Annotated in this window: 24 protein-coding genes, 2 pseudogenes and 1 riboswitch; of the genes and pseudogenes, 14 read left to right on the top strand and 12 right to left on the bottom strand. The window is 74.0% G+C overall.

What is annotated here, in order from left to right; translation table 11 throughout:
• Positions 1-104: 104 nt before the first annotated feature.
• The 5 genes from ACGF7U_RS13120 to ACGF7U_RS13140 all read right to left on the bottom strand — a co-directional run bounded on the left by ACGF7U_RS13120 (position 105) and on the right by ACGF7U_RS13140 (position 3,690).
• Entirely contained in the window at positions 105-428 is a 324-nt protein-coding gene (locus tag ACGF7U_RS13120; protein ID WP_393105996.1) for a DUF1416 domain-containing protein, read from the bottom strand.
• A gap of 3 nt (positions 429-431) precedes the next feature.
• Positions 432-1,280, bottom strand: coding sequence for a sulfurtransferase (locus ACGF7U_RS13125; RefSeq protein ID WP_393105998.1), 849 nt, complete (start codon positions 1,278-1,280; stop codon positions 432-434).
• 208 nt (positions 1,281-1,488) lie between these two features.
• A complete protein-coding gene (locus ACGF7U_RS13130) occupies positions 1,489-1,566 on the bottom strand; it encodes an Ms5788A family Cys-rich leader peptide (RefSeq protein WP_311202345.1) in 78 nt (25 codons plus the stop codon).
• 195 nt (positions 1,567-1,761) lie between these two features.
• On the bottom strand, positions 1,762-2,550 hold the full coding sequence (locus ACGF7U_RS13135; protein ID WP_393106000.1) for a DUF2993 domain-containing protein: 789 nt from the start codon (positions 2,548-2,550) through the stop codon (positions 1,762-1,764).
• Between the two features lie 78 nt (positions 2,551-2,628).
• Positions 2,629-3,690, bottom strand: coding sequence for a hypothetical protein (locus ACGF7U_RS13140; RefSeq protein WP_393106002.1), 1,062 nt, complete (start codon positions 3,688-3,690; stop codon positions 2,629-2,631).
• A 245-nt stretch (positions 3,691-3,935) separates the two neighbouring features.
• Between ACGF7U_RS13140 and ACGF7U_RS13145 the strand changes: the two genes are divergently transcribed.
• The 7 genes from ACGF7U_RS13145 (at position 3,936) to pstB (ending at position 11,343) form a co-directional block, all read left to right on the top strand.
• Positions 3,936-4,655 carry a winged-helix domain-containing protein gene (locus ACGF7U_RS13145; protein ID WP_393106004.1) on the top strand — a complete coding sequence of 240 codons (720 nt, stop codon included), beginning with the start codon at positions 3,936-3,938 and terminating at the stop codon, positions 4,653-4,655.
• A gap of 149 nt (positions 4,656-4,804) precedes the next feature.
• Positions 4,805-5,689 (top strand): polysaccharide deacetylase family protein, encoded by an 885-nt coding sequence (locus ACGF7U_RS13150; protein WP_393106005.1) that lies wholly within the window; start codon positions 4,805-4,807, stop codon positions 5,687-5,689.
• Positions 5,690-5,862: 173 nt separating this feature from the next.
• The gene (gene mshD, locus ACGF7U_RS13155) at positions 5,863-6,789 is read left to right on the top strand and encodes a mycothiol synthase (RefSeq protein ID WP_393106007.1); all 927 of its coding nucleotides are present in this window, start codon (positions 5,863-5,865) and stop codon (positions 6,787-6,789) included.
• 424 nt (positions 6,790-7,213) lie between these two features.
• Positions 7,214-8,320, top strand: coding sequence for a phosphate ABC transporter substrate-binding protein PstS (pstS, locus tag ACGF7U_RS13160; RefSeq protein WP_393106009.1), 1,107 nt, complete (start codon positions 7,214-7,216; stop codon positions 8,318-8,320).
• 52 nt (positions 8,321-8,372) lie between these two features.
• Entirely contained in the window at positions 8,373-9,464 is a 1,092-nt protein-coding gene (pstC, locus tag ACGF7U_RS13165; RefSeq protein ID WP_393106010.1) for a phosphate ABC transporter permease subunit PstC, read from the top strand.
• Complete coding sequence (gene pstA / locus ACGF7U_RS13170) at positions 9,461-10,546, top strand: phosphate ABC transporter permease PstA (RefSeq protein ID WP_393106012.1); 1,086 nt, start codon at positions 9,461-9,463, stop codon at positions 10,544-10,546. Before pstC ends, pstA begins: the two co-directional genes overlap by 4 nt.
• Before the next feature lie 20 nt (positions 10,547-10,566).
• Positions 10,567-11,343: a phosphate ABC transporter ATP-binding protein PstB gene (gene pstB / locus ACGF7U_RS13175; RefSeq protein WP_350684604.1), complete on the top strand. Its 777-nt coding sequence runs from the start codon at positions 10,567-10,569 to the stop codon at positions 11,341-11,343.
• Between the two features lie 146 nt (positions 11,344-11,489).
• Here the strand turns inward: pstB and ACGF7U_RS13180 are convergent, their stop codons facing one another.
• Positions 11,490-12,323 (bottom strand): NUDIX domain-containing protein, encoded by an 834-nt coding sequence (locus ACGF7U_RS13180; RefSeq protein WP_393106014.1) that lies wholly within the window; start codon positions 12,321-12,323, stop codon positions 11,490-11,492.
• Between the two features lie 71 nt (positions 12,324-12,394).
• Here ACGF7U_RS13180 and ACGF7U_RS13185 point away from each other — a divergent pair, with 71 nt between their 5' ends.
• Positions 12,395-13,363, top strand: coding sequence for a Gfo/Idh/MocA family protein (locus ACGF7U_RS13185; RefSeq protein ID WP_393106016.1), 969 nt, complete (start codon positions 12,395-12,397; stop codon positions 13,361-13,363).
• 61 nt (positions 13,364-13,424) lie between these two features.
• Here ACGF7U_RS13185 and ACGF7U_RS13190 read toward each other — a convergent pair whose 3' ends face one another.
• The 3 genes from ACGF7U_RS13190 to ACGF7U_RS13200 form a co-directional block, all read right to left on the bottom strand.
• Positions 13,425-14,429, bottom strand: a complete 1,005-nt coding sequence (locus ACGF7U_RS13190) for an anion permease (protein ID WP_393106018.1) — start codon at positions 14,427-14,429, stop codon at positions 13,425-13,427.
• A gap of 4 nt (positions 14,430-14,433) precedes the next feature.
• Positions 14,434-15,060 carry a DUF47 domain-containing protein gene (locus tag ACGF7U_RS13195; protein WP_393106020.1) on the bottom strand — a complete coding sequence of 209 codons (627 nt, stop codon included), beginning with the start codon at positions 15,058-15,060 and terminating at the stop codon, positions 14,434-14,436.
• 117 nt (positions 15,061-15,177) lie between these two features.
• Entirely contained in the window at positions 15,178-16,266 is a 1,089-nt protein-coding gene (locus ACGF7U_RS13200; protein WP_393106022.1) for a PPK2 family polyphosphate kinase, read from the bottom strand.
• A 196-nt stretch (positions 16,267-16,462) separates the two neighbouring features.
• Between ACGF7U_RS13200 and sigJ the strand changes: the two genes are divergently transcribed.
• Complete coding sequence (gene sigJ / locus ACGF7U_RS13205) at positions 16,463-17,428, top strand: RNA polymerase sigma factor SigJ (protein WP_393106024.1); 966 nt, start codon at positions 16,463-16,465, stop codon at positions 17,426-17,428.
• Positions 17,429-17,483: 55 nt separating this feature from the next.
• On the opposite strand, the gene ACGF7U_RS13210 is transcribed toward sigJ, so the two are convergent.
• Entirely contained in the window at positions 17,484-17,990 is a 507-nt protein-coding gene (locus tag ACGF7U_RS13210; protein ID WP_393106026.1) for a DUF402 domain-containing protein, read from the bottom strand.
• On the opposite strand from ACGF7U_RS13210, the pseudogene ACGF7U_RS13215 reads away from it, so the two are divergent.
• Together ACGF7U_RS13215 and ACGF7U_RS13220 are read left to right on the top strand one after the other, a co-directional pair.
• Positions 17,989-19,480 (top strand): annotated as a pseudogene (locus ACGF7U_RS13215) (ATP-dependent DNA helicase); the annotation flags it as partial. The gene ACGF7U_RS13210 and the pseudogene ACGF7U_RS13215 overlap by 2 nt on opposite strands.
• 120 nt (positions 19,481-19,600) lie before the next feature.
• A pseudogene (locus ACGF7U_RS13220) lies at positions 19,601-20,296 on the top strand (ATP-dependent DNA helicase); the annotation flags it as partial.
• A gap of 182 nt (positions 20,297-20,478) precedes the next feature.
• Here the strand turns inward: ACGF7U_RS13220 and ACGF7U_RS13225 are convergent.
• Complete coding sequence (locus tag ACGF7U_RS13225) at positions 20,479-21,921, bottom strand: AI-2E family transporter (RefSeq protein WP_393106028.1); 1,443 nt, start codon at positions 21,919-21,921, stop codon at positions 20,479-20,481.
• Positions 21,922-21,936: 15 nt separating this feature from the next.
• Here ACGF7U_RS13225 and ACGF7U_RS13230 point away from each other — a divergent pair, with 15 nt between their 5' ends.
• The gene (locus tag ACGF7U_RS13230) at positions 21,937-22,275 is read left to right on the top strand and encodes a GroES family chaperonin (RefSeq protein ID WP_393106030.1); all 339 of its coding nucleotides are present in this window, start codon (positions 21,937-21,939) and stop codon (positions 22,273-22,275) included.
• A gap of 102 nt (positions 22,276-22,377) precedes the next feature.
• Positions 22,378-22,545, top strand: a complete 168-nt coding sequence (locus ACGF7U_RS13235; protein ID WP_176737359.1) for a hypothetical protein — start codon at positions 22,378-22,380, stop codon at positions 22,543-22,545.
• 159 nt (positions 22,546-22,704) lie between these two features.
• Here ACGF7U_RS13235 and ACGF7U_RS13240 read toward each other — a convergent pair whose 3' ends face one another.
• Positions 22,705-24,171 (bottom strand): PrsW family intramembrane metalloprotease, encoded by a 1,467-nt coding sequence (locus tag ACGF7U_RS13240; RefSeq protein ID WP_393106032.1) that lies wholly within the window; start codon positions 24,169-24,171, stop codon positions 22,705-22,707.
• Positions 24,172-24,234: 63 nt separating this feature from the next.
• A riboswitch (SAM riboswitch) is annotated at positions 24,235-24,356 on the top strand.
• Between the two features lie 45 nt (positions 24,357-24,401).
• Between ACGF7U_RS13240 and ACGF7U_RS13245 the strand changes: the two genes are divergently transcribed.
• The gene (locus ACGF7U_RS13245; protein ID WP_393106034.1) at positions 24,402-25,670 is read left to right on the top strand and encodes an aminotransferase class V-fold PLP-dependent enzyme; all 1,269 of its coding nucleotides are present in this window, start codon (positions 24,402-24,404) and stop codon (positions 25,668-25,670) included.
• Positions 25,671-25,707 lie beyond the last annotated feature (37 nt).

Here is a 25,707-nt window from a genome sequence, read left to right on the forward strand (position 1 = left end):
GCGCTCCGCGCCCGCGCCGGCCGGAAGGATCGTGCCGGCGCCCGGGGACGGTCGTGGCCCGCACCCTCGGCGAGGGGCGGGCCACGGGCCGATCAGAGCGTGGGTCAGGAGGCGACCGTGACGGCGACCTCGTTGATGCCCCGGCCGGCGGTCACGGCGGTGTCGCCGTTGCCGTGCCGGGACAGGGCCCGCAGGGTCCAGGTGCCCGGCGCGGCGAAGAACCGGAACTGGCCGGCCGGCGAGGTCACCACCTCGGCGGTGAACTCACCGGTCGAGTCGAGCAGTCGGACGTACGCGCCCGGGACGGCCTCGCCCTCGTCGGACCGGACGACGCCGGTTATCACGGTCTCCTTCTCCAGGTCCAGGCTCGCGGGCAGCGGGGCTGCCTGGTCGGGAGCGGCGCAGCCGGCGGCGGTGGGTGCGGTCATGGCTCAGGCCTCCCCGGGCTCGTCGCCGAGCGCGACCGGCACGCCGACCAGCGAGCCGTACTCGGTCCAGGATCCGTCGTAGTTCTTCACGTTGCGGTGCCCGAGCAACTCCTGGAGCACGAACCAGGTGTGCGAGGAGCGCTCGCCGATCCGGCAGTACGCGATGGTCTCCCGGCTGTCGTCCAGGCCCGCGTCGGCGTAGATCTTCCGCAGCTCGTCGTCGGACTTGAAGGTGCCGTCCTCGTTGGCCGCCTTCGACCACGGCACGCTGATCGCGGTGGGGATGTGCCCGGCCCGCTGCGCCTGCTCCTGCGGCAGGTGGGCGGGGGCGAGCAGCCGGCCGGCGAACTCGTCGGGGCTGCGCACGTCGACCAGGTTCTTGGTGCCGATCGCGGCCACGACCTCGTCGCGGAAGGCCCGGATGGAGGTGTCCGGCTCCTGCGCCACGTACTGCGTCGCGGGGCGGGTCACCGCGTCCTTCACCAGCGGGCGGGCGTCCAGCTCCCACTTCTTGCGGCCACCGTCGAGCAGCTTCACGTCCCGGTGGCCGTAGAGCTTGAAGTACCAGTACGCGTACGCGGCGAACCAGTTGTTGTTGCCGCCGTAGAGGATGACGGTGTCGTCGTTGCCGATGCCGCGCTCGGAGAGCAGCGCCTCGAACTGGCTCTTGTTGACGAAGTCCCGGCGCACCGGGTCCTGCAGGTCGGTCTTCCAGTCCAGCTTGATCGCGCCGGCGATGTGGCCGGTGTCGTAGGCCGAGGTGTCCTCGTCGACCTCGACGAAGACGACGCCCGGGGCGTCGATGTTCTTCTCGGCCCACTCGGCCGAGACGAGTGCGGTGTCGCGACTCATCAGATCACTCCCTGGTGAGGATGGATGGTGAGCCAGCGCGCGGAAATCGATGCACATGATTGTCGCACCACGCGCGGGACCCATAGCGAGAAACGGATCACGGGTTCGTGCGACGGCGCCGCTGCCGGGCGTTCGGTGGGAGAGCACCGGGGGTACGCGGACCCTGAGTGCCACTGGCTGCGTCAGGCAGCCGAGGACAGCCCCGCCGTCAGATGACGGGGCGACACAGGCAGGTGGCCACGCGGCACAGGTCGACCGCGCGCCGTTTGGTGAGGAGCGTCCCCATGAGCAGGGAGCCTACCAGCCACGCCGGGGGACGCCAGCGGACCGACCAGCATCCGGGACGCGCCGCCGGGCCGCCGGCGGCCCGGCCGACGGCCGGGTCGAGGCCCAGCCGACGGCCGGGTCGAGGCCCAGCCGATGACCGGGTCGGGGCCAGCCGATGGCCGGGACCAGGCCCAGCCGATGGCCGGGTCGGAGCTCAGCCGGTGGCGGAGTTGATGGGCACGTTCTTCGCGTCCGCCGTCACCGCCAGCCCTTCGGGCAGCGGCCGGACCTCCCGGACGGCGAGTTGAAACGGCAGCTCCGGCAGCGGCACGTTGACGGAGATGCTCTTGGCGTAGTTGTTGAGCAGCGTCCGGGCCAGCGGCACGTTCGGCAGCCCCTGGGCGTTCAGGTCGTTGAAGCGCAGCGCCACCTGCCCCTGGTCGCCGACCGTGATGTCGGCGGTGCCGGTCACGGTGAGCCGCTGGCCGAGGATGTCGACCGGCGCGGTGACGGCGAGCCGGCCGCCCTGCTCGCCGAGGGTCAGCCCCGGGCGGTCGAGCAGCTTGGCGAGGCTGTCGTAGCTGATGGTGCCGGTGCCGTCGACCGTCTCGGCGACCACCTCGCCCTGGCCGGAGCGGATCGTGTCCAGCGAGGCGCGGACGTCGCGGGCGTCCACGTCGAGCTTCGGCAGCGCGACCACGTCGCCCTGCACCGGGCCCTGCACGTCCCGCAGCCCGATGGTGATCCGCTCGTACCGGCCGTCGAGCACCTGGGTGAGGAACGGGAAGCCGCCGACCTCGACCTCGGGGGCCGAGGACTGCGCCCCCTGCTTGGCGATCTCCTGCCGGACCTGGTCGGCGATGGCCCGCTCGGCCACCCCGACCGCGACCCGGTCGGCCACGACGATCAGGCCGCCCAGCACCAGCAGCAGGACGACGAGGGTGATCAGCACCTTGCGCCCGCGTCGACGGGGCCGCTCCCCGTACGTGTGATCCTGCGCCACGCCGCCTCCTGTCGTGAGTGCCGGGTGCCGCACAGCGGCCCCCCGGTGGTACCCGAACGGACGAACGCCCAATCGCCGTCAGAGGACGAGCTTGCACATGGCGTACGCGGCCGGCGCGGCGAGGGCGAAGCCGCCGAGCGGCCCCTGCATGTGCCGGGCGACCCACATCGTCGGCGGCTCCCCCGCCATCAGGCGGCCCGCCTCGGCGTACCCCACGGCGAGGTCCGCCAGCACGGCGGCGACCGCCGCGACCAGCCCGATGATCGCAGCCTTCGTGGGGGTGAAGGGCGTCACCAGGTAGCTACCGAGGACGGCGCTGACCAGCGTGCCGACCATCGCGCCGCCGACCACGCCGGCCGCGCCCCTCGGCACCTGCGGCGCCAGCCGCGGCCAGGGCGCCACCGCGTCGGTGAGCCGGGCGACGGTGAGCGCGACCCCGCTGGCGGTGAGGCAGACGGTGATGGCCTGGGTGCCGGCCGGGATCCGGCTGAGCGTGATCAGGGTGGCGAAGGCGACGACGCCCACCACGATCAGCAGGGTGCTGCCCAGGGAGTCGGTCACCCGCACGCGGTCGACCCGCCGGACGAGCTGGCCGAGCACCCCGAGGAGGAAGCCGCCCGCCGCGACGTAGCCCAGCGGGGCCAGGCCGGCGACGTCCGTCTGCACGGCCGCGGCGTCGGCCGCCACCGCGGCCACCCCGCTGACCAGGGCGACCAGCAGCAGCGCCGGCGGCCGCATGGCCATCGTCCAGGCCAGCACGAAGAGCAGTTGTACGCCGAAGATGATGCCCGCGAACGGCAGCCGGTGGCCGGGGCCGGAGGTCTGCGCCCCGAGCACCAGGCCGACCCCGAGCAGGACCGCGAACCCGGCGACGGACAGCGCGAGCTGGCGGCGCACCTCGACCGGCTCCACCTCCTCCTCGTCCGGCTCCGCGTCGGCCTCGTCGTCGGGCCGGCGCGGCGGCTCGCCACCGCGCCGGGCGCGACGCGGCCCGCCGCGTTCCCGACGGTCGCCGTCGTCGTCGGTGGCCGGCCCGGTGCGCGGCGCCGGCGGCTGGCCACGGGACGGGCCCGCCGGGCCCGGGCGGGGCCCGTCGGGCCACGGGTCGCGGCCGGTCTCGGGCGAGCTGGAGGGAAACACGCCCCGATCGTGCCAGACCGGCCGGCCCACGCGGAGGTCACGGTTTCGGCAACGTTAAAACCTGCGGCGCGATCACGGGCAAGCCGGGCAAACGGGAAAGGACGCGAAGGTGAAGCCGGGGTCATCCGTTAGGCTCGGAGCGTTACCCGCCCGTCAGCGACGCCGGGACCCACGCAAGTTTCATCAGCGCCACACCCCCTTCGGGGTGCGCTGGTCGCGCGCGGCCGACGGCCGCCGGGACGGAGGTGATCGTGGAGATCCTGCTGCTGGTGACCGCGCGCGCAGGCGAACCATCCGCTGTGCTGCCGGCACTCGACCTGCTGCCGCACTCGGTCCGCACCGCGCCGCGCGACGTCCGCACCCTGGTCGCCGGCCCCAGCCCGGACGCGGTCCTGGTGGACGCCCGCTCCGAGCTGAGCGAGGCCCGGGCCACCTGCCGGATGCTGCACGCCACCGGGCTCGGGGTGCCGCTGGTCGCGGTGGTCACCGAGGCCGGCCTGATCGCGCTCAACGCCGACTGGGGCGTCGACGACGTCATCCTCGCCTCGGCCGGGCCGGCCGAGGTGGAGGCCCGGCTGCGGCTGGCGGTCGGTCGGCTGAGCAACGCGACCTCCGGCGCCGGCGGCTCGATCCGGGCCGGCGAGCTCACCATCGACCCGGACACCTACGCCGCCAAGCTCAAGGGCCGCCCGCTCGACCTGACCTACAAGGAGTTCGAGCTGCTGAAGTTCCTGGCCCAGCACCCCGGTCGGGTGTTCACCCGGGACCAGCTCCTGCGCGAGGTCTGGGGCTACGACTACTTCGGCGGCACCCGCACGGTCGACGTGCACGTCCGGCGGCTGCGGGCGAAGCTCGGCTCCGAGTACGAGTCGATGATCGGCACCGTGCGGCAGGTCGGCTACAAGTTCGTGGTGCCGCCGTCCCGGTCGCTGCCGGAGGCGGAGCACGCCCCCCTGCCAGTCTGATCCCGCACCCCATTCCGGGGCCTATTCCCCATATGCCCTTTTTGCACCGCTAGTCGGCTCTATTCTGACTGCCGGGTTTGCCGGGCAGAGAGGGAGGCGGCGGCGTGCGCATCGACCACGGGGGCGGCGGTTCGGCACGGACGGGCGCAGTGAGACGGGATCCCTCGGCCGCCCGAGCCGTCGGCCTCGTCGCGCTGGTGGTGACCGTCCTGCTCGGCACGGCGTACGCGCTCGGGCGCAGCCTGGTGCCCGACCCACCCGCCTCCAGCGTGACGACGAGCGCCACCGGCCCGCACTACGCCGACCAGCCGCCGGCGGACGACTCCTCCCGCCAGGGCACGCCCGGCGGGGACCGGAGCCCCGCACCGGCCGAGGCCGGGCAGGACGGCGGCGTCGACCCGAGCGGCACACCGGGCGCGACCGGGACCGCCGGCCCGTTCGGCGCGCAGACCACCAGCGGCACCTCGCTGGTCGCCCTGACCTTCGACGACGGCCCGGACCCGCAGTACACCCCGCAGGTGCTCGCCCTGCTCCGCCGGCACCAGGTCCGGGCCACCTTCTGCGTGGTGGGTGAGAACGCACAGAACCACCCGGACCTGATCCAGGCGATCGTGGCCGACGGGCACACCCTGTGCAACCACAGCTGGAACCACGACGTCAACCTCGGCCGCCGGTCGCCGGAGGTCATCCGGGCGGACCTGCTGCGCACCAGCGCGGCGATCCGGGCGGCGGTGCCCGGCGCCCCCATCGCCTACTACCGCCAGCCCGGCGGCGCCTGGACCGGCCCCGTGGTGTCGGTGGCCCGGGAACTCGGCATGACGCCGCTGCACTGGACGGTGGACCCGTCGGACTGGTCGGCGCCGGGGGCCGGCCGGATCGCCACGATGGTCGTCACCAACGTCGAACCCGGCTCGGTCGTGCTGCTGCACGACGCCGGCGGCGACCGGCAGGGCACAGTGGACGCCCTCTACCGCATCCTGCCGAGCCTGACCAGCCGGTTCCAGGTGGAGGCCCTCCCCGACGGCGGGACGTGAGGGCGTCACGTGGCGGCGCTCCCCGACGGGGCGGGCCGTGCGGGAGCCAGGTGCCGGCTTACCCCGGGGTCGGGTCGTGCGGCGCGCCCACGCCGGCGTGACGCCCGCTACACCACGCGGCGGAGCGCGCCGGGGTCGGCGGCGGCGGCGACCGACCGGACTACGGTGACGGCATGAGCAGCGCCGAACCGACCAGCCAGCAGGTGACCCGGACCGACCGCCTCAGCCCCACGGAGATCGCCGACGTGCTCGCCCTCGCCCGGGCCGCCGGTGACGCCGACGGGGCGGACCCGTTCGACGAGCACGTCCTGCTCCGGCTGCGGGACCCGGACGCGGCCGCCGTGCACCTGACCACCCGGGCCGCCAACGGGACGCTGACCGGCTACGCCCATCTGGACACCACCGACGGCGACGCCGGCACCGGGGCGGAACTGGCGGTGCACCCGGCGTACCGGCGGCGCGGGACGGGCCGGGCGCTGGCCCGGGGCGTACTGGCGGCGGCCCCCGGCCCACTGCGGGTGTGGGCGCACGGCGACCACCCGTCGGCCGCCGCGCTCGGCGTCGACCTGGGCCTGCGCCGGGCACGGGTGCTCTGGCAACTGCGCCGGCCGCTGACCGCCCCGATCCCCGAGCCCCGGCTGCCGGACGGGGTGACGCTGCGCGCGTTCCGGCCCGGCGACGACGACGCGGCCTGGCTGGCGCTCAACGCGCGGGCCTTCGCCGAGCACCCGGAGCAGGGCCGCTGGTCCCCGGCCGACCTGCGGGTACGCCTCGCCGAGCCGTGGTTCGACCCGGACGGCTTCCTGCTCGCCGTCGAGGAGGCCACCGGCCGGCTGCTCGGCTTCCACTGGACGAAGGTCCACGAGCGGCCCGGCTCGGCGCGGATCGGCGAGGTCTACGTCCTCGGGGTGGACCCGGCGGCGCACGGCGGCGGGCTGGGCCGGGCGCTGACGGCGGCCGGCCTGGCGTACCTGCGGGACCGGCGGGGCCTGGACCGCGTCATGCTCTACGTGGACGAGTCGAACACCGCCGCGGTGGCCCTCTACGAGCGGCTCGGCTTCGCCCGCTGGTCCGCCCACGTGAACTACCAGTCGGCCTGACCACCGGCCCGGCTCCGGGCCCAACCAGGAGGTGGCGAGCCGGGAGCCGGGCCGGCGCCCGCGTCCGCAGGGCCGGCCCGCGCGGCGCGACGAGCCCTCTCCGGGCCGGCCCTCCGCTCGGGGCGGCGGGTCCGGGGCCGGGCCGGCGCGCGACCGGTCACCGCCGGATAACGGCGGCGCGTCGGCGAGATAACGGCTAACCGGGAAAATCCCCATACGTCCGACAGGGGCACCCGAGTTCACTTAACGGACAACCCACCCTCAGCAAGCGGTCACCTGCGCTGCCGCACGTGTTCACCCCCCGTTCACTTCTGACCGGCGAACCGGCTACCTGGCACTCCTAACTTTTGGACCAGCCGGTCAGCGCCGGCACCCCGGGCCCCCAATCCGGGTGCGAAGTCAGACGTGAAGGGATACCCCTCAGGTGAAGCTCCAGCGGCACGGCACTCTCGCCTGCCTCGCTCTTACCGCGACGCTCGCTCTCAGTGCATGCGGCTCGGACAACAACGAGTCCGCGAGCGGCGCCTCCGCCTCCGGGTCGGCCGCCGCGGCCGACTGCGCCACCGGCACGCTGAACGCCCAGGGCTCGTCGGCGCAGAAGAACGCCATGGACGAGTGGATCAAGGCGTACCAGCAGAAGTGCTCCGGGGCGAAGATCAACTACGAGTCGTCCGGTTCGGGCGCCGGCATCCAGGCCTTCATCGCCGGCACCGCCGACTTCGCCGGCTCGGACTCCGCCCTCAAGGAGGAGGAGCAGCCGCAGGCCAACGCCAAGTGCGTCGGCGGCGCCGCCATCAACCTGCCGATGGTGATCGGCCCGGTCGCCATCGCCTACAACGTCAACGGCGTGGACAACCTCCAGCTCAAGCCGGCCACCCTGGCGAAGATCTTCGCCGGCAAGGTGACCAAGTGGGACGACCCGGCGATCAAGGCCGACAACCCGGACGCCAAGCTGCCGTCGACCGCCATCAACGCGGTGCACCGCTCGGACTCCTCCGGCACCACCGACAACTTCACCGACTTCCTCGCCAAGACCGCCGCGTCCGACTGGACCTTCGGCAAGGCCAAGGAGTGGAAGGCCCCGGGCGGCACCGGTGCGGCCAAGTCCGACGGCGTGGCCAGCGCCATCAAGAACCAGGACGGCACCATCGGCTACGTCGAGTGGTCGTACGCCGAGAACGGTGGCCTGAAGACCGCCAAGGTCGGCAACGGCGCGGGCGAGTTCGCCGAGCTGACCGCCGAGTCGGCCGGTAAGACCATCGCCGGCGCCGAGGTGGTCGGCCAGGGCGACGACCTCAAGATGAAGATCGACTACAACACCAAGGAGGCCGGGGCCTACCCGATCGTCCTGGTGACCTACGAGATCGTCTGCTCGAAGGGCCTGCCCGCCGACAAGCTCCCGCTGGTCAAGGGCTTCCTCGGCCACGCCGCCAGCACCGCGGGCCAGGCCGACCTGACAGAGCTGGGCTACGCCCCGCTGCCCGAGTCGGTCCGCACCAAGGTCGAGGCCGCGGTCAAGAACCTCGCCTGACCCGCCCTCACCGACACCGTCACCACCACCTCAACTCGAAGCGAGCGAGCAGATGGGTGAAACCCCTCACCGCTCGGCTGACGCCGGCACCGGCGGGACCCGCGTGACCGAAGGTCACGACCGGCCCGCCGGTGCCTCGGCGCGTCTGGCCGAGGCACCACTTCGCACCCGTACCCCGGGCGGAGCCGGGCTGGGCGGCGGCGGCGCGCTGCCGCGGGCCCGGGCGTTCGGCGCAGAGCGGGCCTTCCGCGGCCTCACCCTGGCCGCCGGCGTCGCCGTCCTGGTCATCATCGCCGCCATCGCGGTCTTCCTGATCGCCAAGGCCGTGCCGGCGCTGCGGGCCAACACCGAGGGCTTCTGGACGTTCGAGGGCTGGTTCCCGAACGACGCGGAGCCGAAGTTCGGCATCGGCGCGCTCGCCTTCGGCACCGTGCTCAGCTCCGCCCTGGCCCTGCTGATGGCGGTGCCGGTGGCCCTGGGGATCGCGCTCTACCTCTCCCACTACGCCCCGCGCCGGCTCGGCACCACCCTGGGCTTCCTGATCGACCTGCTGGCCGCGGTGCCGAGCGTGGTCTTCGGCCTCTGGGGCCGGGACGTCTTCATCAACCCGGTCCGGGACTTCTCCGCCTGGCTGAACACGTACTTCGGGTGGATCCCGATCTTCGGCGGCGACGGCCCGTTCGGCAAGTCCATCATGCTGGGCGCGCTGGTCCTGGCGATCATGGTGCTGCCGATCATCACCTCGCTCTCCCGCGAGGTGTTCACGCAGACCCCGACCGCCAACGAGGAGGCGGCCCTCGCCCTCGGCGCCACCCGCTGGGAGATGATCCGCACCGCGGTGCTGCCGTACGGCCGCCCCGGCATCGTCGCCGCGGTGATGCTCGGCCTGGGTCGGGCGCTCGGCGAGACCATCGCCCTGGCGATGACCCTCGGCATCACCTTCAACATCTCGTTCAACCTCATCGAGAGCGGCGGCAACACCATCGCCGCCAACATCGCCAACACGTTCGGCGAGGCGAACGACACGGGTCGGGGCGCGCTGATCGCCTCGGGCCTGGTGCTCTTCGCCATCACGCTGATCGTCAACATCACGGCGCGGGCGATCATCCACCGCCGCCGGGAGTTCACGGAGTCGGCCGCATGACCACCACCGCCTCGCACCGCACCCGCCCGCCCGCGCAGCCGGCGACGCTGCGGGCCCGCCGACTGCCGAAGTACGCCGCACCGGCCATCGCCGCGGCCGCCCTGCTGGTCGCCGCCGCGGTCGTCTACGGCGCCGGCATCGGCGGCCCGGTGCTGGTCGTGGTGCTCGGCGCGCTGCTCTACCTGGTCGGCCTCTTCGCCGCGGCGAACGCGGTCGAGGGGCGCCGGTCGGCACGCAACCGCACCTGGAGCGCGCTGATCCACTCCGCGTTCGTGCTGGCCGTCCTGCCGCTGGCCTCGGTGGTCTGGACGCTGGTCAGCAAGGGCGCCGAGCGGCTGGACGCCGACTTCTTCCTCACCTCGATGAACAACATCGGCGCCCGCGACCCGGACGGCGGCGCCTACCACGCGATCGTCGGCACGCTCCAGCAGGTCGGCATCGCGGCCCTGATCACCGTCCCGCTCGGCATCCTCTGCGCCATCTACGTCGTCGAGTACGGCCGGGGCCGGTTCGCCTTCACGATCCGGTTCTTCGTGGACGTCATGACGGGCGTCCCGTCGATCGTGGCCGGCCTGTTCGTGCTGGCGTTCTGGGTGCTGATCGTCTCGCCGTGGTTCAACGACGGCCGGCCGAGCTTCTCCGGTTTCGCCGCCGCGCTCGCGCTGAGCGTGCTGATGCTGCCCACCGTGGTCCGCTCCACCGAGGAGATGCTGCGTCTCGTCCCGGCGCCGCTGCGCGAGGGGGCGTACGCCCTCGGCGTGCCGAAGTGGAAGACCATCCTGCGGGTCGTGCTGCCGACCGCGCTGCCGGGCATCGTCACCGGCGTCATGCTCGCCATCGCCCGCGCGGCCGGCGAGACCGCCCCGGTGCTGCTCGTCGCCGGTGGCGGCGCGGCGATCAACTTCAACCCGTTCGAGAACAACCAGTCGTCGCTGGCCCTCTTCGTCTACCAGCAGGCCGGTGACGCGTCACGGTACGCGCCCGCGCGGGCGTGGACCGCGGCGCTCACCCTGGTCGCCCTCGTGCTGATCCTGACCGTCGCGGCGAAGCTGCTGGCCCGTCGCAACCGGCTCGGCCGATGAACCCCGGAGGTACCACCACCATGGCCAAGCGCATCGAAGCCTCGAACGTCACCGCCTACTACGGCGCCTTCAAGGCGATCGAGAACATCAACCTGACGGTCGAGCCGAAGACGGTGACCGCCCTGATCGGCCCGTCCGGCTGCGGCAAGTCGACCTTCCTGCGGTCGATCAACCGGATGCACGAGGTGCTGCCCGGCGCCCGGGTCGAGGGCAGCCTCACGATCGACGACCAGGACATCTACGACCGGGACGTGGACGTCACCGCGGTCCGGCGCATGATCGGCATGGTCTTCCAGCGGCCGAACCCGTTCCCCACCATGAGCATCTTCGAGAACGTGGTGGCCGGCCTGCGGCTCAACGGGGTCCGCAAGAAGTCGATCCTGGACGAGGCGGCGGAGAAGGCGCTCCGCTCGGCCAACCTCTGGGACGAGGTGAAGGACCGGCTCGGCAAGCCCGGCGCGGGCCTCTCCGGCGGTCAGCAGCAGCGGCTCTGCATCGCCCGGACCATCGCGGTCGAGCCGCAGGTCGTGCTGATGGACGAGCCCTGCTCGGCGCTCGACCCGATCTCCACGCTGGCCATCGAGGACCTGATGTTCCAGCTCAAGGACAAGTTCACCATCATCATCGTCACGCACAACATGCAGCAGGCCGCCCGCGTCTCGGACCGGACCGCCTTCTTCTCGATCGAGAAGACCGGCGACCCCGGCCGTCTCATCGAGTACGACAACACGCAGAAGATCTTCAGCAACCCCGGCGTGAAGAAGACCGAGGACTACATCACCGGCCGCTTCGGCTGACCCGCCCGGTCCGTCCGCCGGCGTCCCGCCCTCCCGGGCGGGGCGCCGGCGGCCCCGTTCCGACCCCGGTCCGCCGGTCCGCCACCCGGAGCGCGGGGGCGCGCGGCACCCGGCCGCGCGGGCGGACGGGTGCGCGGGTGCGCGGGTCAGGCCAGGACGAACCGGGCTTCGCCGTCGTCGGGCAGGTCGAGGCGCGGGGTGACGGGGGTGGCGGCGTCCCGGGTCGCCGCCGCGCGGGCCACGCCGGCCAGGTCGGCGCAGGCCGCCACCTGGGCCAGGTTCACCAGGGTCGGCGGCAGCATGGTCAGCTCGCCCGCCTCCGCGCGGGCCAGGGCGTCCGCCGGGCGGATCCACAGCGTGTGGTCGGTCTCGCCGGAGACGTCCCGGGTCCGCTGCCCCTCGGGCAGCAGGGCGGCGAAGAAGTACGTGTCGAAGCGGCGCGGCTCGAACTCCGGCGTGATCCACCGGCTCCACGGCAGCAGCAGATCCGACCGGAGGGTGAGCCCGCGCCGGGCGAGCAGATCCGCGAAGCCTCCCCGGCGCTGCTCCAGCGCCACCCGGTCGGCCTCCCAGTCGTCGCCGCTCACGTCGCCCACCACGGCCCCGGCGTCGGGGCCGGCGAGCAGTACACCCGCCTCCTCGAAGACCTCCCGGGCGGCGGCACAGACCACCGCCTGGGCGGCCGCCGGGGGCACCCCGAGCCGCTCGCCCCAGCCGGCCGGCGTCGGGCCGGCCCAGTCCAGGTGCGCCTGGGAGTCGGAGGGGTCGACGCCGCCACCGGGGAAGGCGTACATCCCGCCGAAGGCCATCGCGGCGACCCGGCGGATCAGGTAGACCTCGAAGTCGTCGCCGGCCGGGCGGAGCAGCAGCACGGTGGCCGCGACCCGAGGTGCCGCCGGCGTGCCGCCCTCGGCGCGGAACCGGCGGGCGTGCTCCACCAGCGCCGGAGGTGCGGGGAAGCCGTCGGCGTGGATCGTCATGCGCCGAGCCTAGTTCCCGACCGGTGGATCGCCCGCCCTGCGGCCCGGTGATCTTCGCTAGCGTGGCCGCCATGACTCGTTGGGGCATCCTGGCCACCGGCCACATCGCCGCCCGCTTCGCCGAGGACCTCCGGCTGGTGCCGGGTGCCGAACTGGCGGCGGTCGGCTCGCGGACCGCCGAGAGCGCGGAGCGGTTCGCGCGCCGGCACGACGTGCCGCGGGCGTACGCCTCCTGGGCGGAACTCGCCGCGGACGACGACCTGGACGTCATCTACGTCGCCACCCCGCACGCCGCGCACCACGAGGCGGCCCTGACCTGCCTTGCGGCCGGCCGGGCGGTGCTGCTGGAGAAGCCGTTCACGCTCGACCTGGCGACCAGCGTCGAGCTGGTCGACGCCGCCCGCGCGGCCGGGGTCTTCCTCATGGAGGCCATGTGGATGCGGACCAACCCGCTCGTACGCCGGGTCTGCGAGCTGGTGGCGGACGGCGCGATCGGCACGGTGACCAGCGTCCGGGCCGACTTCGGCGCGGCCGGGCCGTTCCCGCCGGAGCACCGGATGCGGGCCCGCGCCCTCGGCGGCGGCGCCCTGCTCGACCTCGGCGTCTACCCGGTCAGCCTGGCCCACCTGCTGCTCGGCGTGCCCGACCACGTCCGGGCGTGGGCGAAGCTGAGCCCCGAGGGGGTGGACGAGAACACCGGGATCCTCCTCGGGTACGACTCGGGCGCGGTCGCCACGCTGAGCTGCGGCATGGTGGGGGCGACCCCGCTGGTCGCCTCGATCACCGGCACCACCGGCCGGATCGACCTGCCCGAGCCGTTCTTCCGCCCGGGCTCGGTGACCCTGCACCGGGCCGGCGCGGAGCCGGAGACGATCACCGGCGAGCTGGTCGGCGGCGGCTACCAGTACGAGGCCGCCGAGGTTCAGCGCTGCCTGGCGGAGGGCCTGCTGGAGAGCCCCCTGGTGCCGCACGCCGCCACCCTGGAGGTGATGGCGCTGCTCGACGGGATCCGCGCCCGGATCGGCGTCTCCTACGCCTGACGGCGAGCACGGAAAAGGGCCCCTGCCGACGCGGCGTCGACAGGGGCCCTTCCGTCGTGTCTTAGCTGAAGAGCGGGCGGGCCAGGAAGTACATCAGGGCGCCGATCGAGCCGGCGGCCGGGAACGTGAGGATCCAGGCGCCGACGATGTTGCCGGCGACGCCCCAGCGCACGGCGGAGAGCCGCTTGGTGGCGCCGACACCCATGATCGCCGAGGTGATCGTGTGGGTGGTCGAGATCGGGGCGCCGAGGACCAGCGCGTTGAAGTACAGCACCGAGCTGGCCACGGTCTCGGCCGCGAAACCCTCCGGCGGCTTCAGGTCGATGATCTTCCGACCCAGCGTCCGGATGATCCGCCACCCACCGGCGTACGTGCCGGCGGCCAGCACGGCGGCCGAGGTCCAGAACGCCCACTCCGGGATGAAGCTCGGGTCGTCCTGGTAGCCGCCGACGTAGAGGGCGAGCACCACGATGCCGATGGTCTTGGCGGCGTCCTGCATGCCGTGGCCGACGGACATGGCCGCCGCGGAGGCGGTCTGCGCCCAGCGGAAGCCCCGGTTGAGCTTGCCCGGGTGTCCCTTCCGGAAGATCCACTGCACGGCGATCATGACGATGTAGCCGAGCAGGAAGCCGACCATCGGCGAGAGGATCATCGGGATGATCACGCTCTCCCCGATGCCGGTCCACAGCACGGTGCCGGACGCGGCGACGGTGGAGCCGACCAGGCCGCCGATCAGCGCGTGCGACGAGGACGACGGCAGGCCGAAGTACCAGGTGATCAGGTTCCAGACGATCGCGCCGATCACGCCGGCGAAGACGATGCCGAGGCTGGCCTGCCCGGTGGGTAGTTTGACCAGGCCGCTGCCGACGGTCTTGGCGACCTCGGCGCCGAAGTGGGCGCCGATGAAGTTGCCGACCGCCGCCATGGCCAGGGCCACCCTGGGTGTGAGCGCCCTGGTGGAGATGCTGGTCGCGATCGCGTTGGCGGCGTCGTGGAAGCCGTTGGTGTAGTCGAACGCCAACGCCACCGCGATCACCGCCAGCACGGCGATGAGTTCGGGGCTCACAGGATCAGGACTCCTTGACCGCGATGGTCTCGACGGTGTTGGCCACGTGCTCGAAGGAGTCGCAGGCGGCCTCCAGCTCGTCGGCGACCTCCTTCATCTTCAGCACGGTCAGCGCGTCGTACTCGCCGGAGAAGAGGCGGACCAGCAGCATCCGGTACGCCTGGTCGCCGTCGTTCTCCAGCCGGTTGCACTCGATCCAGTAGTCCTCGAGGTCCTTCATCGACTTCAGTCGCGGCATCGCGTCGGCGGTCAGCTTCGCCTGCGCGTCGAGGACGTTGATCAGCTCGTGCATCTCGCGCGGCAGCGACGGGATCTTGGTCAGCCCGTAGAGGTAGAGCAGGTTGCCGACCGCCTCGAGGTGGTCCATCACGTCGTCCAGCAGCGAGCCGAGGCGGTAGATGTCCTCGCGGTCGAAGGGGGTGATGAAGGTGGAGTTGATCTTCTTGTAGAGCTCGTGGGTGATCTGGTCGCTGTCGTGCTCCACCTCGGTGAGCCGCTCGCTGACCGACTGCACCTCGACTCCGGGGAGGGCCAGCTCGTTGAGCAGTTCGGTGCCCTTCACCAGGTTCTGCGCGGCCCTGGTGAAGAGCTCGTAGAAGGCGCCCTCGTTCGGGCGGAAGGAAAACTTCACAGCACGGACCTCGTCGTGTCGGTGGAAGGGTGGCGGCCGCCCGGAGGGTGCCCGCCTGGGAATGCTAGGAAACGACAGAACCGGGATTTCGGCGGCCTCCCCCTGGCCAGGCCACATTCACCGATCGTTCACCTGTCGTTCACCTGCGGCAGCCCCCTCCGATCCCAGCAGCCGCTCCCGTTCCCGCCGGACGTCGAAACCGGCAGCCGGATACCCCAGATCGAGGGTGTCGAACGTCTCCCTGAGCAGGTGTGCGACGGCCCAGTCGCGGTACCACTTGCGGTCCGCCGGCACCACGTACCAGGGCGCGGCGTCCGTGCCGCACCGGCCCAGCGCCTCGGCGTACGCGGCCTGGTAATCGGCCCAGCGGGCCCGGGCGTCGATGTCGGAGGGGTTGTACTTCCAGTGCTTGCGCGGGTCGGACAGCCGCTCCAGCAGCCGCCGGCCCTGCTCGGCGTACGAGATGTGCAGCATCACCTTGACCAGGGTCACCCCGGCCGCGGCCTGCTCCCGCTCGAACGCGTTGATCTCGTCGTACCGGGCCTGCCAGACCGACTCCGGCACCAGCGAGTCGACACGCGCGACCAGCACGTCCTCGTAGTGGGAGCGGTTGAAGACCCCCACGTACCCGGGCGGCGGGAGCGCCCGCCGGATCCGCCACAGGAAGTCGTGCCGCAACTCCTCGGGGGTGGGTGGGCCGAACGAGCGGATGTGCAGGCCGAGCGGGTTCATGGCGCCGGCGACGCGTTTGATCGTGCCGTCCTTGCCGCCGCAGTCCATCGCCTGCAACACCAGCAGCACCCGGTGCCCGGCGCCCGGGCCGGGCACCCCGGCGTCCCGGCCCGACACCCCGGCATCGAGACCGCCCGCCCCGGCGTCCCGGCCGTGCGCACCGCCGTCGGGGCCGCCCGCCGCACCGGCCGCTCCCGCCGCCCCGGCCGACTGGTCGGCCCCGCCCGCCTCCCGCGCCTTCGCGTCGGCGAACAGCATCTCCTGCTGCCGGCCCAGTTCCGCGCCGATCAGCTCGACCTGGCCACGGGCCCAGACCTTGCGGTGCTCGCCGGTCACCTCCGGCCCGGGCAGCCCGGGCGTCGACCGGGGGTCCACGGCCCCGAGGTCCGCCGTCCCGCCCGGGGCCACCCGCAGCAACTCCCGCACGGCCCCGCCGACCGGCCCGACAACGCCCGCTCCACCCGTCGCTCCCATCCCCGGATCATCACCCACCCCCGCCCACTCCGCCCGCCGAGCGCCCCCGCCCGTACCGCTCCTGCCCGCTGTCGCTGCCGTCGCCGCGAGGGCAGCACGACTGCGTGGTCGCCGGCGGTGGCGCGGGCGGGTGGGGTGGGTGGGGCCGATCGGTGGACGGGAGAATGTGGGGCGACGGTCGGCGGGGAGGTTCGGGGTGCGGGATCTGGCGACGGAGTTCCAGGCCGAACGGGGGCGGCTGCTGGCGGTCGCGTACCGGATGCTCGGCAGCCGCAGCGAGGCCGAGGACGCCGTGCAGGAGACCTGGCTGCGGTACGCCGCCGCGCTCGCCGACCCGGCAGCCCGCGCCGAGATCAGGGACCTCGGCGCCTGGCTCACCACCGCCTGCGCCCGGATCTGTCTGGACGTGCTCCGCTCGGCTCGGGTGCGGCGGGAGGCGTACCCCGGCCAGTGGCTGCCGGAGCCGGTGGTGACCCCGCTCGACGAGGGCCCGCGCGCCGACGGCTTCGCGCCCGACCCGGCCGAGCGGGCGGTCCGCGCCGACCAGGTCGGTACGGCGCTGATGGTGGTGCTGGAACGGCTCACGCCGGAGCAACGGGTCGCCTTCGTGCTGCACGACGTCTTCGCGGTGCCCTTCACCCGGATCGCCGAGGTGCTCGGCACCACCGACGCCGCCGCCCGCCAGCTCGCCTCCCGGGCCCGCCGGGCGGTGCAGGCGCCCGACGCGCCCCGGCACACCGCCGACACGGGCGAGCAACGCCGGGTGCTCGCCGCCTTCGTCGCCGCCGTCGAGTCGGGAAAGCTGGAGGCGCTGGTGCGGGTGCTCGCCCCGGACGTGATCGTCATCGGCGACAGCGGCGGCCACTTCCCGGCGGCCCGCCGCCCGGTCGTCGGGCCCGACGCGGCGGCCCGTTTCGTCCTGGGCCTCTTCGGCAGGGCCGGCCGCTACGGCGGCACGCTGCGCGCCCGCCCGGTGCTGGTCGACGGCGCGGTGGGGCTTCAGCTGGAGACGGTGCACTCGGACGGCCGGCCGCTGCGGGTGGTCGCCGCCCTGGCGGTGGCCGGCGGGCGGGTGACCGGAATCTTCAGCCAGCTCAACCCGGAGAAGCTGCGCGACCTGACGCCGCTGGAGTCCCGGGACGACTGGCCGCCGCGCTGGTGATCCCCGGGGCGGTCCCGGGCCACCGGCCGGGCACGCGCCGGTCCACGGCGCCGGCTCAGAGCACCAGGGCCAGCCACTTGCGGTACGACGTGGCGAACGGCTCCGTGCCGTCGCCGAGCGCGCCGAGGAGCCACCGCGCCGCCGCTTCGGCCTCGACCACCACGTCGTCGGGGTAGCCGAAGCGCGCCCGATGCTCGGCGAACTCGTCCTCGTCGCGCAACTCGACCGCGCCGGTGGCCCGGCGGCGCACCACGTCGAGGTCCAGGTCGATCAAATGGACCGTGTCGTCGTTCTCCCAGCGGGCCGGGCTGGCGATGTCGCAGTAGACCTCGCTGGTCCGCGGCGGCGGGTTGAACATGCCGGTCCACCAGCCCTGGTGCGGCACCAGGAGCACGAACGGGATCTGCTCGACCGACGGCCGGCCGTGGTAGACGGACTTCGTGCCCTCGGTCACGCCGAGCCAGACGCCGAGGTCGTCCTCGGCGAGACGGCGGGCCGGGTAGTCGCGGTGGGCGCTGCCGTCGTACTTGCGGTAGATCACGCGGACCACGTCGCTCGGCATGAGTCGCACCCTAGCCGATTCCGCCCATCCGTCGCCGCACGGAAGTAACCGGACCGGGCTCGTGGGAATCCGTACCGTGACGACGCCACGCCCGGATCGGCACGGCCGGTGTCGGCGCCGGCGGGTACCGTCGCACGGTGACTCCGCGCCTCGCCACCGGTTCCGCAGCCCCCTCGCCCCGCACGGGAAGCCGGCGGCGCGGCGCCCGGCCGAGCGGGGCCGAGCTGCTCGCCGCCGCGGTCGGCGCGGTGCCGGGCGGCGCCGCGCGCCCGGGCCAGCAGCAGATGGCGACCGCCATCGAGGAGTGCGTGCAGTCGCGCGAGCACCTCCTCGTGCAGGCCGGCACGGGCACCGGGAAGTCGCTGGCCTATCTCACCCCGGCGCTGACCGTGGACGGCCCGGTGGTGGTCTCCACGGCCACCCTGGCGTTGCAGTCCCAACTGGTCGACCACGACCTGCCGCGGCTCGCCGACGCCGTCGAGCCGGTGCTCGGCCGGCGACCCACCTTCGCCGTGCTCAAGGGGCGGCACCACTACCTCTGCCTGGCCCGGCTGGACAACTCGACGGAGGACGAGCCGGAGGACACGCTCTTCGACGCCCCGGCGGCGCGCCCGGGCGGCGGCACGAAGTGGCTCGGCGAGGCGGGGCGGCTCGGCAAGCAGATCCAGCGACTGCGCGACTGGGCGGAGAAGACCGACACCGGCGACCGCGACGAGCTGGACCCGGGCGTCGACGACCAGGCCTGGCGGCTGGTCTCCATGCCGGCCCGGGAGTGCGTCGGCGCGGCCCGCTGCCCGTTCGGCGCGGAGTGCTTCGCCGAGGCGTCCCGCGCCCGGGCCCGCGAGGCGGACATCGTCGTCACCAACCACAGCCTGCTGGCCGTGGACATGCTCGCCGGCCGGCACATCGTGCCGCCGCACAAGCTGCTCATCGTGGACGAGGCGCACGAGCTGGCCGACCGGGTCTCCTCGGCCGCCCAGGCCGAGCTGGTGCCGGAGCTGATCGACCGCTCCGCGAAGCGGGCCCGTCCGCTGCTGCGCCCGGAGACGGCGGAGTCGCTCACCGCGGCCGGCGACGCCCTGGCGGTCGGGCTGGCCGAGGCGCCGGCCGGGCGGATCACCTCCGGGCTGCCGCCCGCGCTGCGCGAGGCGTGCACCCTGCTCGACGCGGCCACCCGGGCGGCGCTCGACGGCATCGGCGAGATCAAGGCCGACGATCCCGACCCGGTACGCAAGCAGCAGGCCAAGGCGGTGCTCGACGAGCTCTCCACCACCGCCCAGCGGCTGCTGGAGGAAGCCGACCACGACGTGGCCTGGGTGGAAAAGAACGACAACACCGGCCGCCGCGCGCTGGTGGTCGCGCCGCTGTCGGTCGCCGGCACCCTCGCCACCCACCTGTACGACGAGCGCACGGTGGTCGCCACCTCGGCGACCCTGACCCTGGGCGGCCGGTTCGACACGGTGGCGCGGGCGCTGGGGCTGGAGGCGCCGCCGGCCGACCCGCCGTCGCCGGCCGCCGCCGCCCTGGCCGCCCGTGCCGCCGGCCGCGCCGGGTCGACGGAGGGCACCCGGGCGGCCGAGGGCGACCCGGCCCGGCCGGCGACCGGCACGTCGGGGGTGCCGGCGACGTCGGGTCCGGGGTGGCGCTCGCTCGACGTCGGCTCACCCTTCGACTACGCGCGGCAGGGCATCCTCTACGTCGCCGCGCACCTGCCCCGGCCCAGCGTCTCCGGGCTGCCCGACGCGGCCGGCGAGGAGCTGCTCGCGCTGGTCACCGCGCTCGGCGGTCGTACGCTCGGCCTCTTCTCGTCGCGACGGGCCGCGCAGCAGGCGGCGGAGCTGCTCCGCGCGCGGACCGACCTGCCCGTCCTGCTCCAGGGCGAGGAGGCCCTGCCGCTGTTGGTGCGCCGGTTCCGCGAGGAGAAGGAGAGCTGCCTGTTCGGGGTGATGTCGCTGTGGCAGGGCGTCGACGTGCCGGGCGACTCCTGCCAGCTCGTGGTCATCGACCGGCTGCCCTTCCCCCGGCCCGACGAGCCGCTCGCGGCGGCCCGGGCGGCGGCGGTCGACGCCAACGGCGGGTCCGGTTTCGCCGCGGTCAGCGTGCCGATCGCCGCGGTCCGGCTGGCCCAGGGGGTGGGGCGGCTGATCCGGTCGACGGGCGACAAGGGCGTGGTCGCGGTGCTCGACTCGCGGCTGGAGACCGCGCGGGGCTACGGGGCGTTCCTGCGCCGCTCGCTGCCGCCGTTCTGGTACACCACCCGGCCCGAGGTCGCCCGCGGCGCCCTCGAACGCCTCGCCAAGACCTGACCCCGGCACCCGACTCCGGCACCCGGCACCGAAGGTCCGCGCAGACTTCGGGGAAGGTGCGGCCTCACGCGGCGGGAGGGCCGCACCTTCCGGGAGGTCGCGGGGATCTTGCGCGGGACAGGCGGGCGCGGCGGGGGCGCGGCCCGGCGCGGCCGGTCGGCGGGTCTGGGCCGGCCCGCGGGTCAGGGGGCCTGGGAGGCGACGACGACGGCGTCGGGCGGGGTGTCCGGGACGGTACGGGCGGCGAGCCGGCGGACGGCGGTGTTCAGGACGGCGATCAGCGGCACGGAGACGAGCGCGCCGGTGATCCCGGCGAGGACCACGCCGGCCGCGATCCCGATGATCACCGCGAGCGGGTGGATGGCCACCGCGCGGCCCATGATCAGCGGCTGGAGGAGGTGCCCCTCCACCTGCTGTACCCCGATCACCACGCCGAGGATGATCAGCGCGGTCACCGGGCCGCTGTCGACCAGGGCGACCAGGACCGCGACGACGCCCGACAGGGTCGCCCCGACGATCGGTATGAACGCCCCGAGGAAGACCAGCGCGGCGAGTGGGAAGGCGAACGGGATGTCGAAGATGACCAGGAAGACGCCGATGCCGACCGCGTCGATGAAGGCGACCAGCACGGTCGCCCGGACGTAGGCGACCAGGGTCGCCCAGGACGCCCGCCCGGCGTCGTCGACCTTCCAGCGCGCGGCCACCGGCAGCAGCCGGACCAGGAAGCGCCAGATCTTGTTGCCGTCCCGCAGGAAGAAGAAGGTGGCGAAGAGCACCAGCAGCGTGCCGGTCAGCACCTCAGCCAGCGTGGCGGCCGTGGAGAGGGCGCCGCTGGTGAACTTCTCGGTGTTGTTGTTGATCCACTCCTGGCCCTCTTCGATGTAGTTGTCGAGCTGGCCGTCGGAGAGGTGCAACGGGCCGGTCTTGAGCCAGTCCTGGATCTGGCGGACGCCCTCCGAGGACTTCTTGCTCAGCTCCGGCACGCCCTGGATGAACTCGTTCACCACCAGGGTCAGCGTGCCGATCACCCCGGCCAGGCCACCGACCAGCACCACCGCGGTCGCCAGCGACCGGGGGAAGCGGGCCCGCAGCAGCCAGCCGACCGCCGGCGCGAGCAGCGCCGAGAGCAGCAGCGCGATCGCCAGCGGGATGACCACGATCCGGACGGTGCCGACGATCTTCAGCAGTGCCCAGGCGACGACGCCGATCACGATCAGCCGCCAGGACCACGCGGCGGCGATCCGCAGCGCGTGCGGCACGTCCGCGTCGTCGCGGCTGGAGGTGGAGTTGTGCATCGCCGCGGGCGGCTCCGCGCCGACGACGGTCGCGGACGGCGGCGCCACCGGTCCCGGGGACGCCGGCGAGGCCACCCCGGCCGGCTCGGCGGCGTCGGCCGGGTCCGTACGGCGGGTGCGCACCGATTCGCGGCCCGACTCGTACGCGCGACGGAGCCGTCCGCGTACCCGCTCGAAGCGGCTCAAGCGCACCTCCTGGCAAGAGAACCCGGCCCCGTACGCCCGACGGGCGGACAGGGTACGTCCGACCACGCCACCGTAGGGCAGTTCCGCCACACAGTGCCCCCCGCCCCCGGCACGTAACCGCTCATGGCCGGCCGACCGGGACACGGTAGCGTTTCCGGCGTGACCGCCGACAAGAATCTCGACCCCGGCCTGCCGATCCGCCTGCTGCACGACCGCGTGCTGGTGCGGATGGAGGGGAGCGAGGGTGAGCGCCGCTCCACCGCCGGCATCGTGATCCCGGCGACCGCCGCCGTGGGCAAGCGGCTGGCCTGGGCCACCGCCGTGGGGGTGGGGCCGAACGTCCGCGCCATCGTCTCGGGCGACCGGGTCCTGTTCGACCCGGACGACCGGTCCGAGGTCGAGCTGCACGGCCGCGGGTATGTGCTGCTGCGCGAGCGTGACGTGCACGCCGTGGCCGCCGAGCGGGTGGAGAACGACTCCACCGGCCTCTACCTCTGACCCCTCCCCGCCCGTCCCGCCCCGCGCGGCTGCGGGCGCCGGTGTCGTTTGCGCCGCTCCCGGTCGGGAAGCCAGCCGCACCACCGGCCCTGGGGAGGGACGATGCCGGTATTCGTGAAGAAGCTGCTGATCTGGGGAAGCGTCGCGTTCCTGATCTACTTCATGGCGTTCCGGCCGGAGGGCGCGGCCGAGATGTTCAAGGCGATCGGGGCGGGGCTGATGGCGATGGCGCAGGGCCTCGGCGACTTCCTCACCAGCCTGATGACCTGACCGCCCGCGTCACGACCGGGCGGCCCGGGGGCCGCGCAGCGGTGGTGCGGGAAACCAAGGGCCGCACAGCGGCGACGGGGCGACCCCAGAGGGCCGCGACAGCGGCGACCAGTCGATTTGGGGGCCGCGTCGGCGGTGACGCGGCGCCCGGGGGCCGCGTCAGTGGTGACCGGGCTGCCAGGGTGCCGCGGGTCGCGGGCCGTGCCAGCCGGGTGGACCGTAGCCGGGCGGGCCGTAGCCGGCGGGCAGGACCGGGGGCGGCGGCGGGGCGAGCACCACCGGGATCGGCACGACCGGCTCGTCCGGGGCCTCGACCGGCCGCTGCGAGCCGTCCGGGAACCGCAGGTGGTAGCGCTGCCCGTCCCAGATCCCGGCCGGCGCCTGCGGATCCCTCCCCACGAAGAACGACCGGTACGCGGCGATCGCCTCCAACAGCTCCCGCTCCTCCCGCGCGGTCCGTTCCCGGTCCGCCGGCCTGCGGTCCAGGCCGCGCAGCGCGCCGTCGCGCAGCAGCGCCAGCCGGGTCGCCGCGAACTGGTAACCGCGCATCGCCCTCAGCCCCGCGTCGCCGGCCACCCGCTTGGCCCACACGCGGGCCGCGTGCCGCCGGCCCAGGCTGCTCAGCGCCGCCACCTCGGGCGGGGTGAGCCAGCCGGCCCGGACGTAGTCCGGCAGGGTGCGCTCGGTGAGCCGCCCCTCCCAGGCCCGCAGCCACACGGCGAGCCCGACCATGCCGAAGAAGATCGGCACCATCACCCCGATGAAGCCGTACAGCATGATCAACGCCTCGCCGGTGGCCTGGGTGAGCGTGGGCAGCAGGTTCCACAGGCCGTGCAGCATCATCGCCAGCAGCAGGCCCGCGATCGGGGCCAGCACCCGCACCCGCCGGTCGGCGGTGCGCGCCGCGATGCCCAGGCCGACCCCGGTCATCGACGTGAACAGCGGGTGGGCGAAGCCGAAGAGCAGGATCCGGACGATGAAGATCGCGATGACCTGCTGGGTGCCGGTCGCCGGCCCGTACCGCTCGACGCCCGTGGCGTAGCCGTAGCCGCCCAGGTAGAGGATGTTCTCCACCATGGCGAACCCGACCGCGGAGAGCCCGCAGTAGACCAGGGCGTCGGTGATCCCGGAGATCTCCCGCCGGCGGAAGATCAGCAGCAGGATCGGCCCGAGCGCCTTGGTGAGCTCCTCGATGAACGGCGCGACCAGCACCGCGGTCAGCGCGGTCGGCAGCCCCCAGTCCTCGAACCGCCCGGCGGAGAACTCGTTGACGGTCAGCGACGCGGCGGTGGAGACGAACGCGCCCCACGCGAAGCAGAAGATCAGGTATTTCAGCGGTTCCGGTTCGTACCGGTCCAGCCAGAGGAAACAGCCCACCAGCACCGGAACCGGGAGGATCGCGGCGACCACGCCGATCAGCAGCGCCTCGACGCCGAGGCTCTCGCCGAGCGTGAAGACCATGAACACCGCGCAGGCGGCGATCAGCAGGACGACCCCGGCCAGCACCAGGGCCCGCCGCCAGCCCAGCCGGCGCAGCGGCATCCGGGGCGCGGCCGCACCCGACGGCTGGAGGGCGGGCGCGGTCGGCGACGGCGGCAGGGGTGCGCCGGGCGGGGTGTCGGCCATGCGGTCAGCGTAGCCACCCCCGGCCGACTGGTCCGGCCGCATCCGCGCGCTATGCTGCCGGCAGGTCACGAGCGCCAGCGTCAAGCCCCGGCTTGCTGGCCGGCAACCCTCGTCGAGGTTCGCGGTGGGGTGCCCCGGGTGATGACCGGGCCCGGCCCGATCCGCGTGCCGGGCAAGCGCGGACCCCGCCCGTGTGCCCACCCGGGGTCCCTGGACCCGGAGGTCGGCCGATGACCGTCACCCTCGTACCCCCACCGGCGCCGCACGTGGCGCGGACCGCGCGACCGCTCGACGTGCTCGGCGTGCCGGGCCAGGTCAACCTGGACTACGCGGCCACCGCGCCGTGCGCGCGGGCCGCGGCCGACGCGGTGGCCGAGCTGCTCCCGTGGTACGCCAGCGTGCACCGCGGCGCGGGAGCGCTGTCGCGGCGCTGCACCCTCGCCTACGAGCGTGCCCGGCAGACGGTCGGCGACTTCCTCGGTGCCCGGGCCGACGACCACGTGGTCTTCACCCGCAACACCACCGACGCGCTGAACCTGTTGGCCCGGGCACTGCCCGCCGGCACCACGGTCGTGACCTTCGGCGGGGAGCACCACGCCAACCTGCTGCCCTGGCCGCGCGGCTCGGTCCGGCTGCCGGTGCCGCGGGAGCCGGCCGAGGCCGTCCGCGCGCTGGCCGCCGCCCTCGCCGAGCTGCGCAGGCCGGGCCCGGGCGGCGACCACCGCCCGCCCGTGCTGGTCGCGGTGACCGGGGCGAGCAACGTGACCGGCGAGCGCTGGCCGGTGGCGGAGCTGGCCCGGGTGGCCCGGCGGTACGGGGCCCGGATCGCGGTGGACGCCGCGCAGCTCGCGCCGCACGCGCCGGTGGACGCGGCGGCCCTCGACGTCGACTACCTCGCCGTCTCCGGCCATAAGCTGTACGCGCCGTTCGGCGCCGGGGTGCTCGTCGGGCGGGGCGACTGGCTCGACGCCGCCCCGCCGTACCTGGCCGGTGGGGGTGCCACCAGCCACGTCGGCGCGGCCACCCACGACGTACGGTGGGCGACCGGCCCGGCCCGGCACGAGGCGGGCACGCCGAACCTGCTCGGCGCGGTCGCCCTCGCGGCGGTCTGCGCCGCCCTGGTCGAGGCCGACCGGGCCGCGCTGCACAAGGCCGAGCAGGCCCTGCTGGCCCGGCTGCGCCGCGGTGTGGCAGCCCTGCCGCACGTGGTGGAGCTGCGCACGTTCGGGCCGGAGGCGCCCCGGGTGGGCATCGTGTCGTTCGTGGTCGCGGGCCGGGACTCGGCGGACGTGGCGGCGGAGCTGGCCGGCACCCACGACATCGGGGTGCGCGACGGCCTCTTCTGCGCCCACCCGCTGGCCCGCCGGCTGCTCGACGAGGCGGCGGCGCGCAGCGGCCGGCGGGACCTGCCGCCGACCGCCCTGCGCGCCAGCATCGGCCTGGGCAGCACGGCGGAGCACGTCGACCGGCTGCTCGCCGCCCTCGCCGCGCTGGCCTGAGCGTTCCTGGGTGCCGCCGGCCGGGGAACTGGCCCGG

The organism is Micromonospora sp. NPDC047670 (genome assembly GCF_043204915.1).
Lineage (GTDB): Bacteria > Actinomycetota > Actinomycetes > Mycobacteriales > Micromonosporaceae > Micromonospora.

Bases quoted from the DNA above. Each gene is read 5' to 3' on its own strand.
- pstB (WP_350684604.1), top strand. From the start codon at position 10,567: ATGGCCAAGCGCATCGAAGCCTCGAACGTCACCGCCTACTACGGCGCC.
- ACGF7U_RS13235 (WP_176737359.1), top strand. From the start codon at position 22,378: ATGCCGGTATTCGTGAAGAAGCTGCTGATCTGGGGAAGCGTCGCGTTC.
- ACGF7U_RS13210 (WP_393106026.1), bottom strand. From the start codon at position 17,990: ATGCCGAGCGACGTGGTCCGCGTGATCTACCGCAAGTACGACGGCAGC.
- ACGF7U_RS13125 (WP_393105998.1), bottom strand. From the start codon at position 1,280: ATGAGTCGCGACACCGCACTCGTCTCGGCCGAGTGGGCCGAGAAGAAC.
- ACGF7U_RS13200 (WP_393106022.1), bottom strand. From the start codon at position 16,266: ATGGGAGCGACGGGTGGAGCGGGCGTTGTCGGGCCGGTCGGCGGGGCC.
- ACGF7U_RS13240 (WP_393106032.1), bottom strand. From the start codon at position 24,171: ATGGCCGACACCCCGCCCGGCGCACCCCTGCCGCCGTCGCCGACCGCG.
- ACGF7U_RS13185 (WP_393106016.1), top strand. From the start codon at position 12,395: ATGACTCGTTGGGGCATCCTGGCCACCGGCCACATCGCCGCCCGCTTC.
- ACGF7U_RS13130 (WP_311202345.1), bottom strand. From the start codon at position 1,566: ATGGGGACGCTCCTCACCAAACGGCGCGCGGTCGACCTGTGCCGCGTG.
- pstC (WP_393106010.1), top strand. From the start codon at position 8,373: ATGGGTGAAACCCCTCACCGCTCGGCTGACGCCGGCACCGGCGGGACC.
- ACGF7U_RS13245 (WP_393106034.1), top strand. From the start codon at position 24,402: ATGACCGTCACCCTCGTACCCCCACCGGCGCCGCACGTGGCGCGGACC.
- ACGF7U_RS13180 (WP_393106014.1), bottom strand. From the start codon at position 12,323: ATGACGATCCACGCCGACGGCTTCCCCGCACCTCCGGCGCTGGTGGAG.
- pstA (WP_393106012.1), top strand. From the start codon at position 9,461: ATGACCACCACCGCCTCGCACCGCACCCGCCCGCCCGCGCAGCCGGCG.
- ACGF7U_RS13120 (WP_393105996.1), bottom strand. From the start codon at position 428: ATGACCGCACCCACCGCCGCCGGCTGCGCCGCTCCCGACCAGGCAGCC.
- mshD (WP_393106007.1), top strand. From the start codon at position 5,863: ATGAGCAGCGCCGAACCGACCAGCCAGCAGGTGACCCGGACCGACCGC.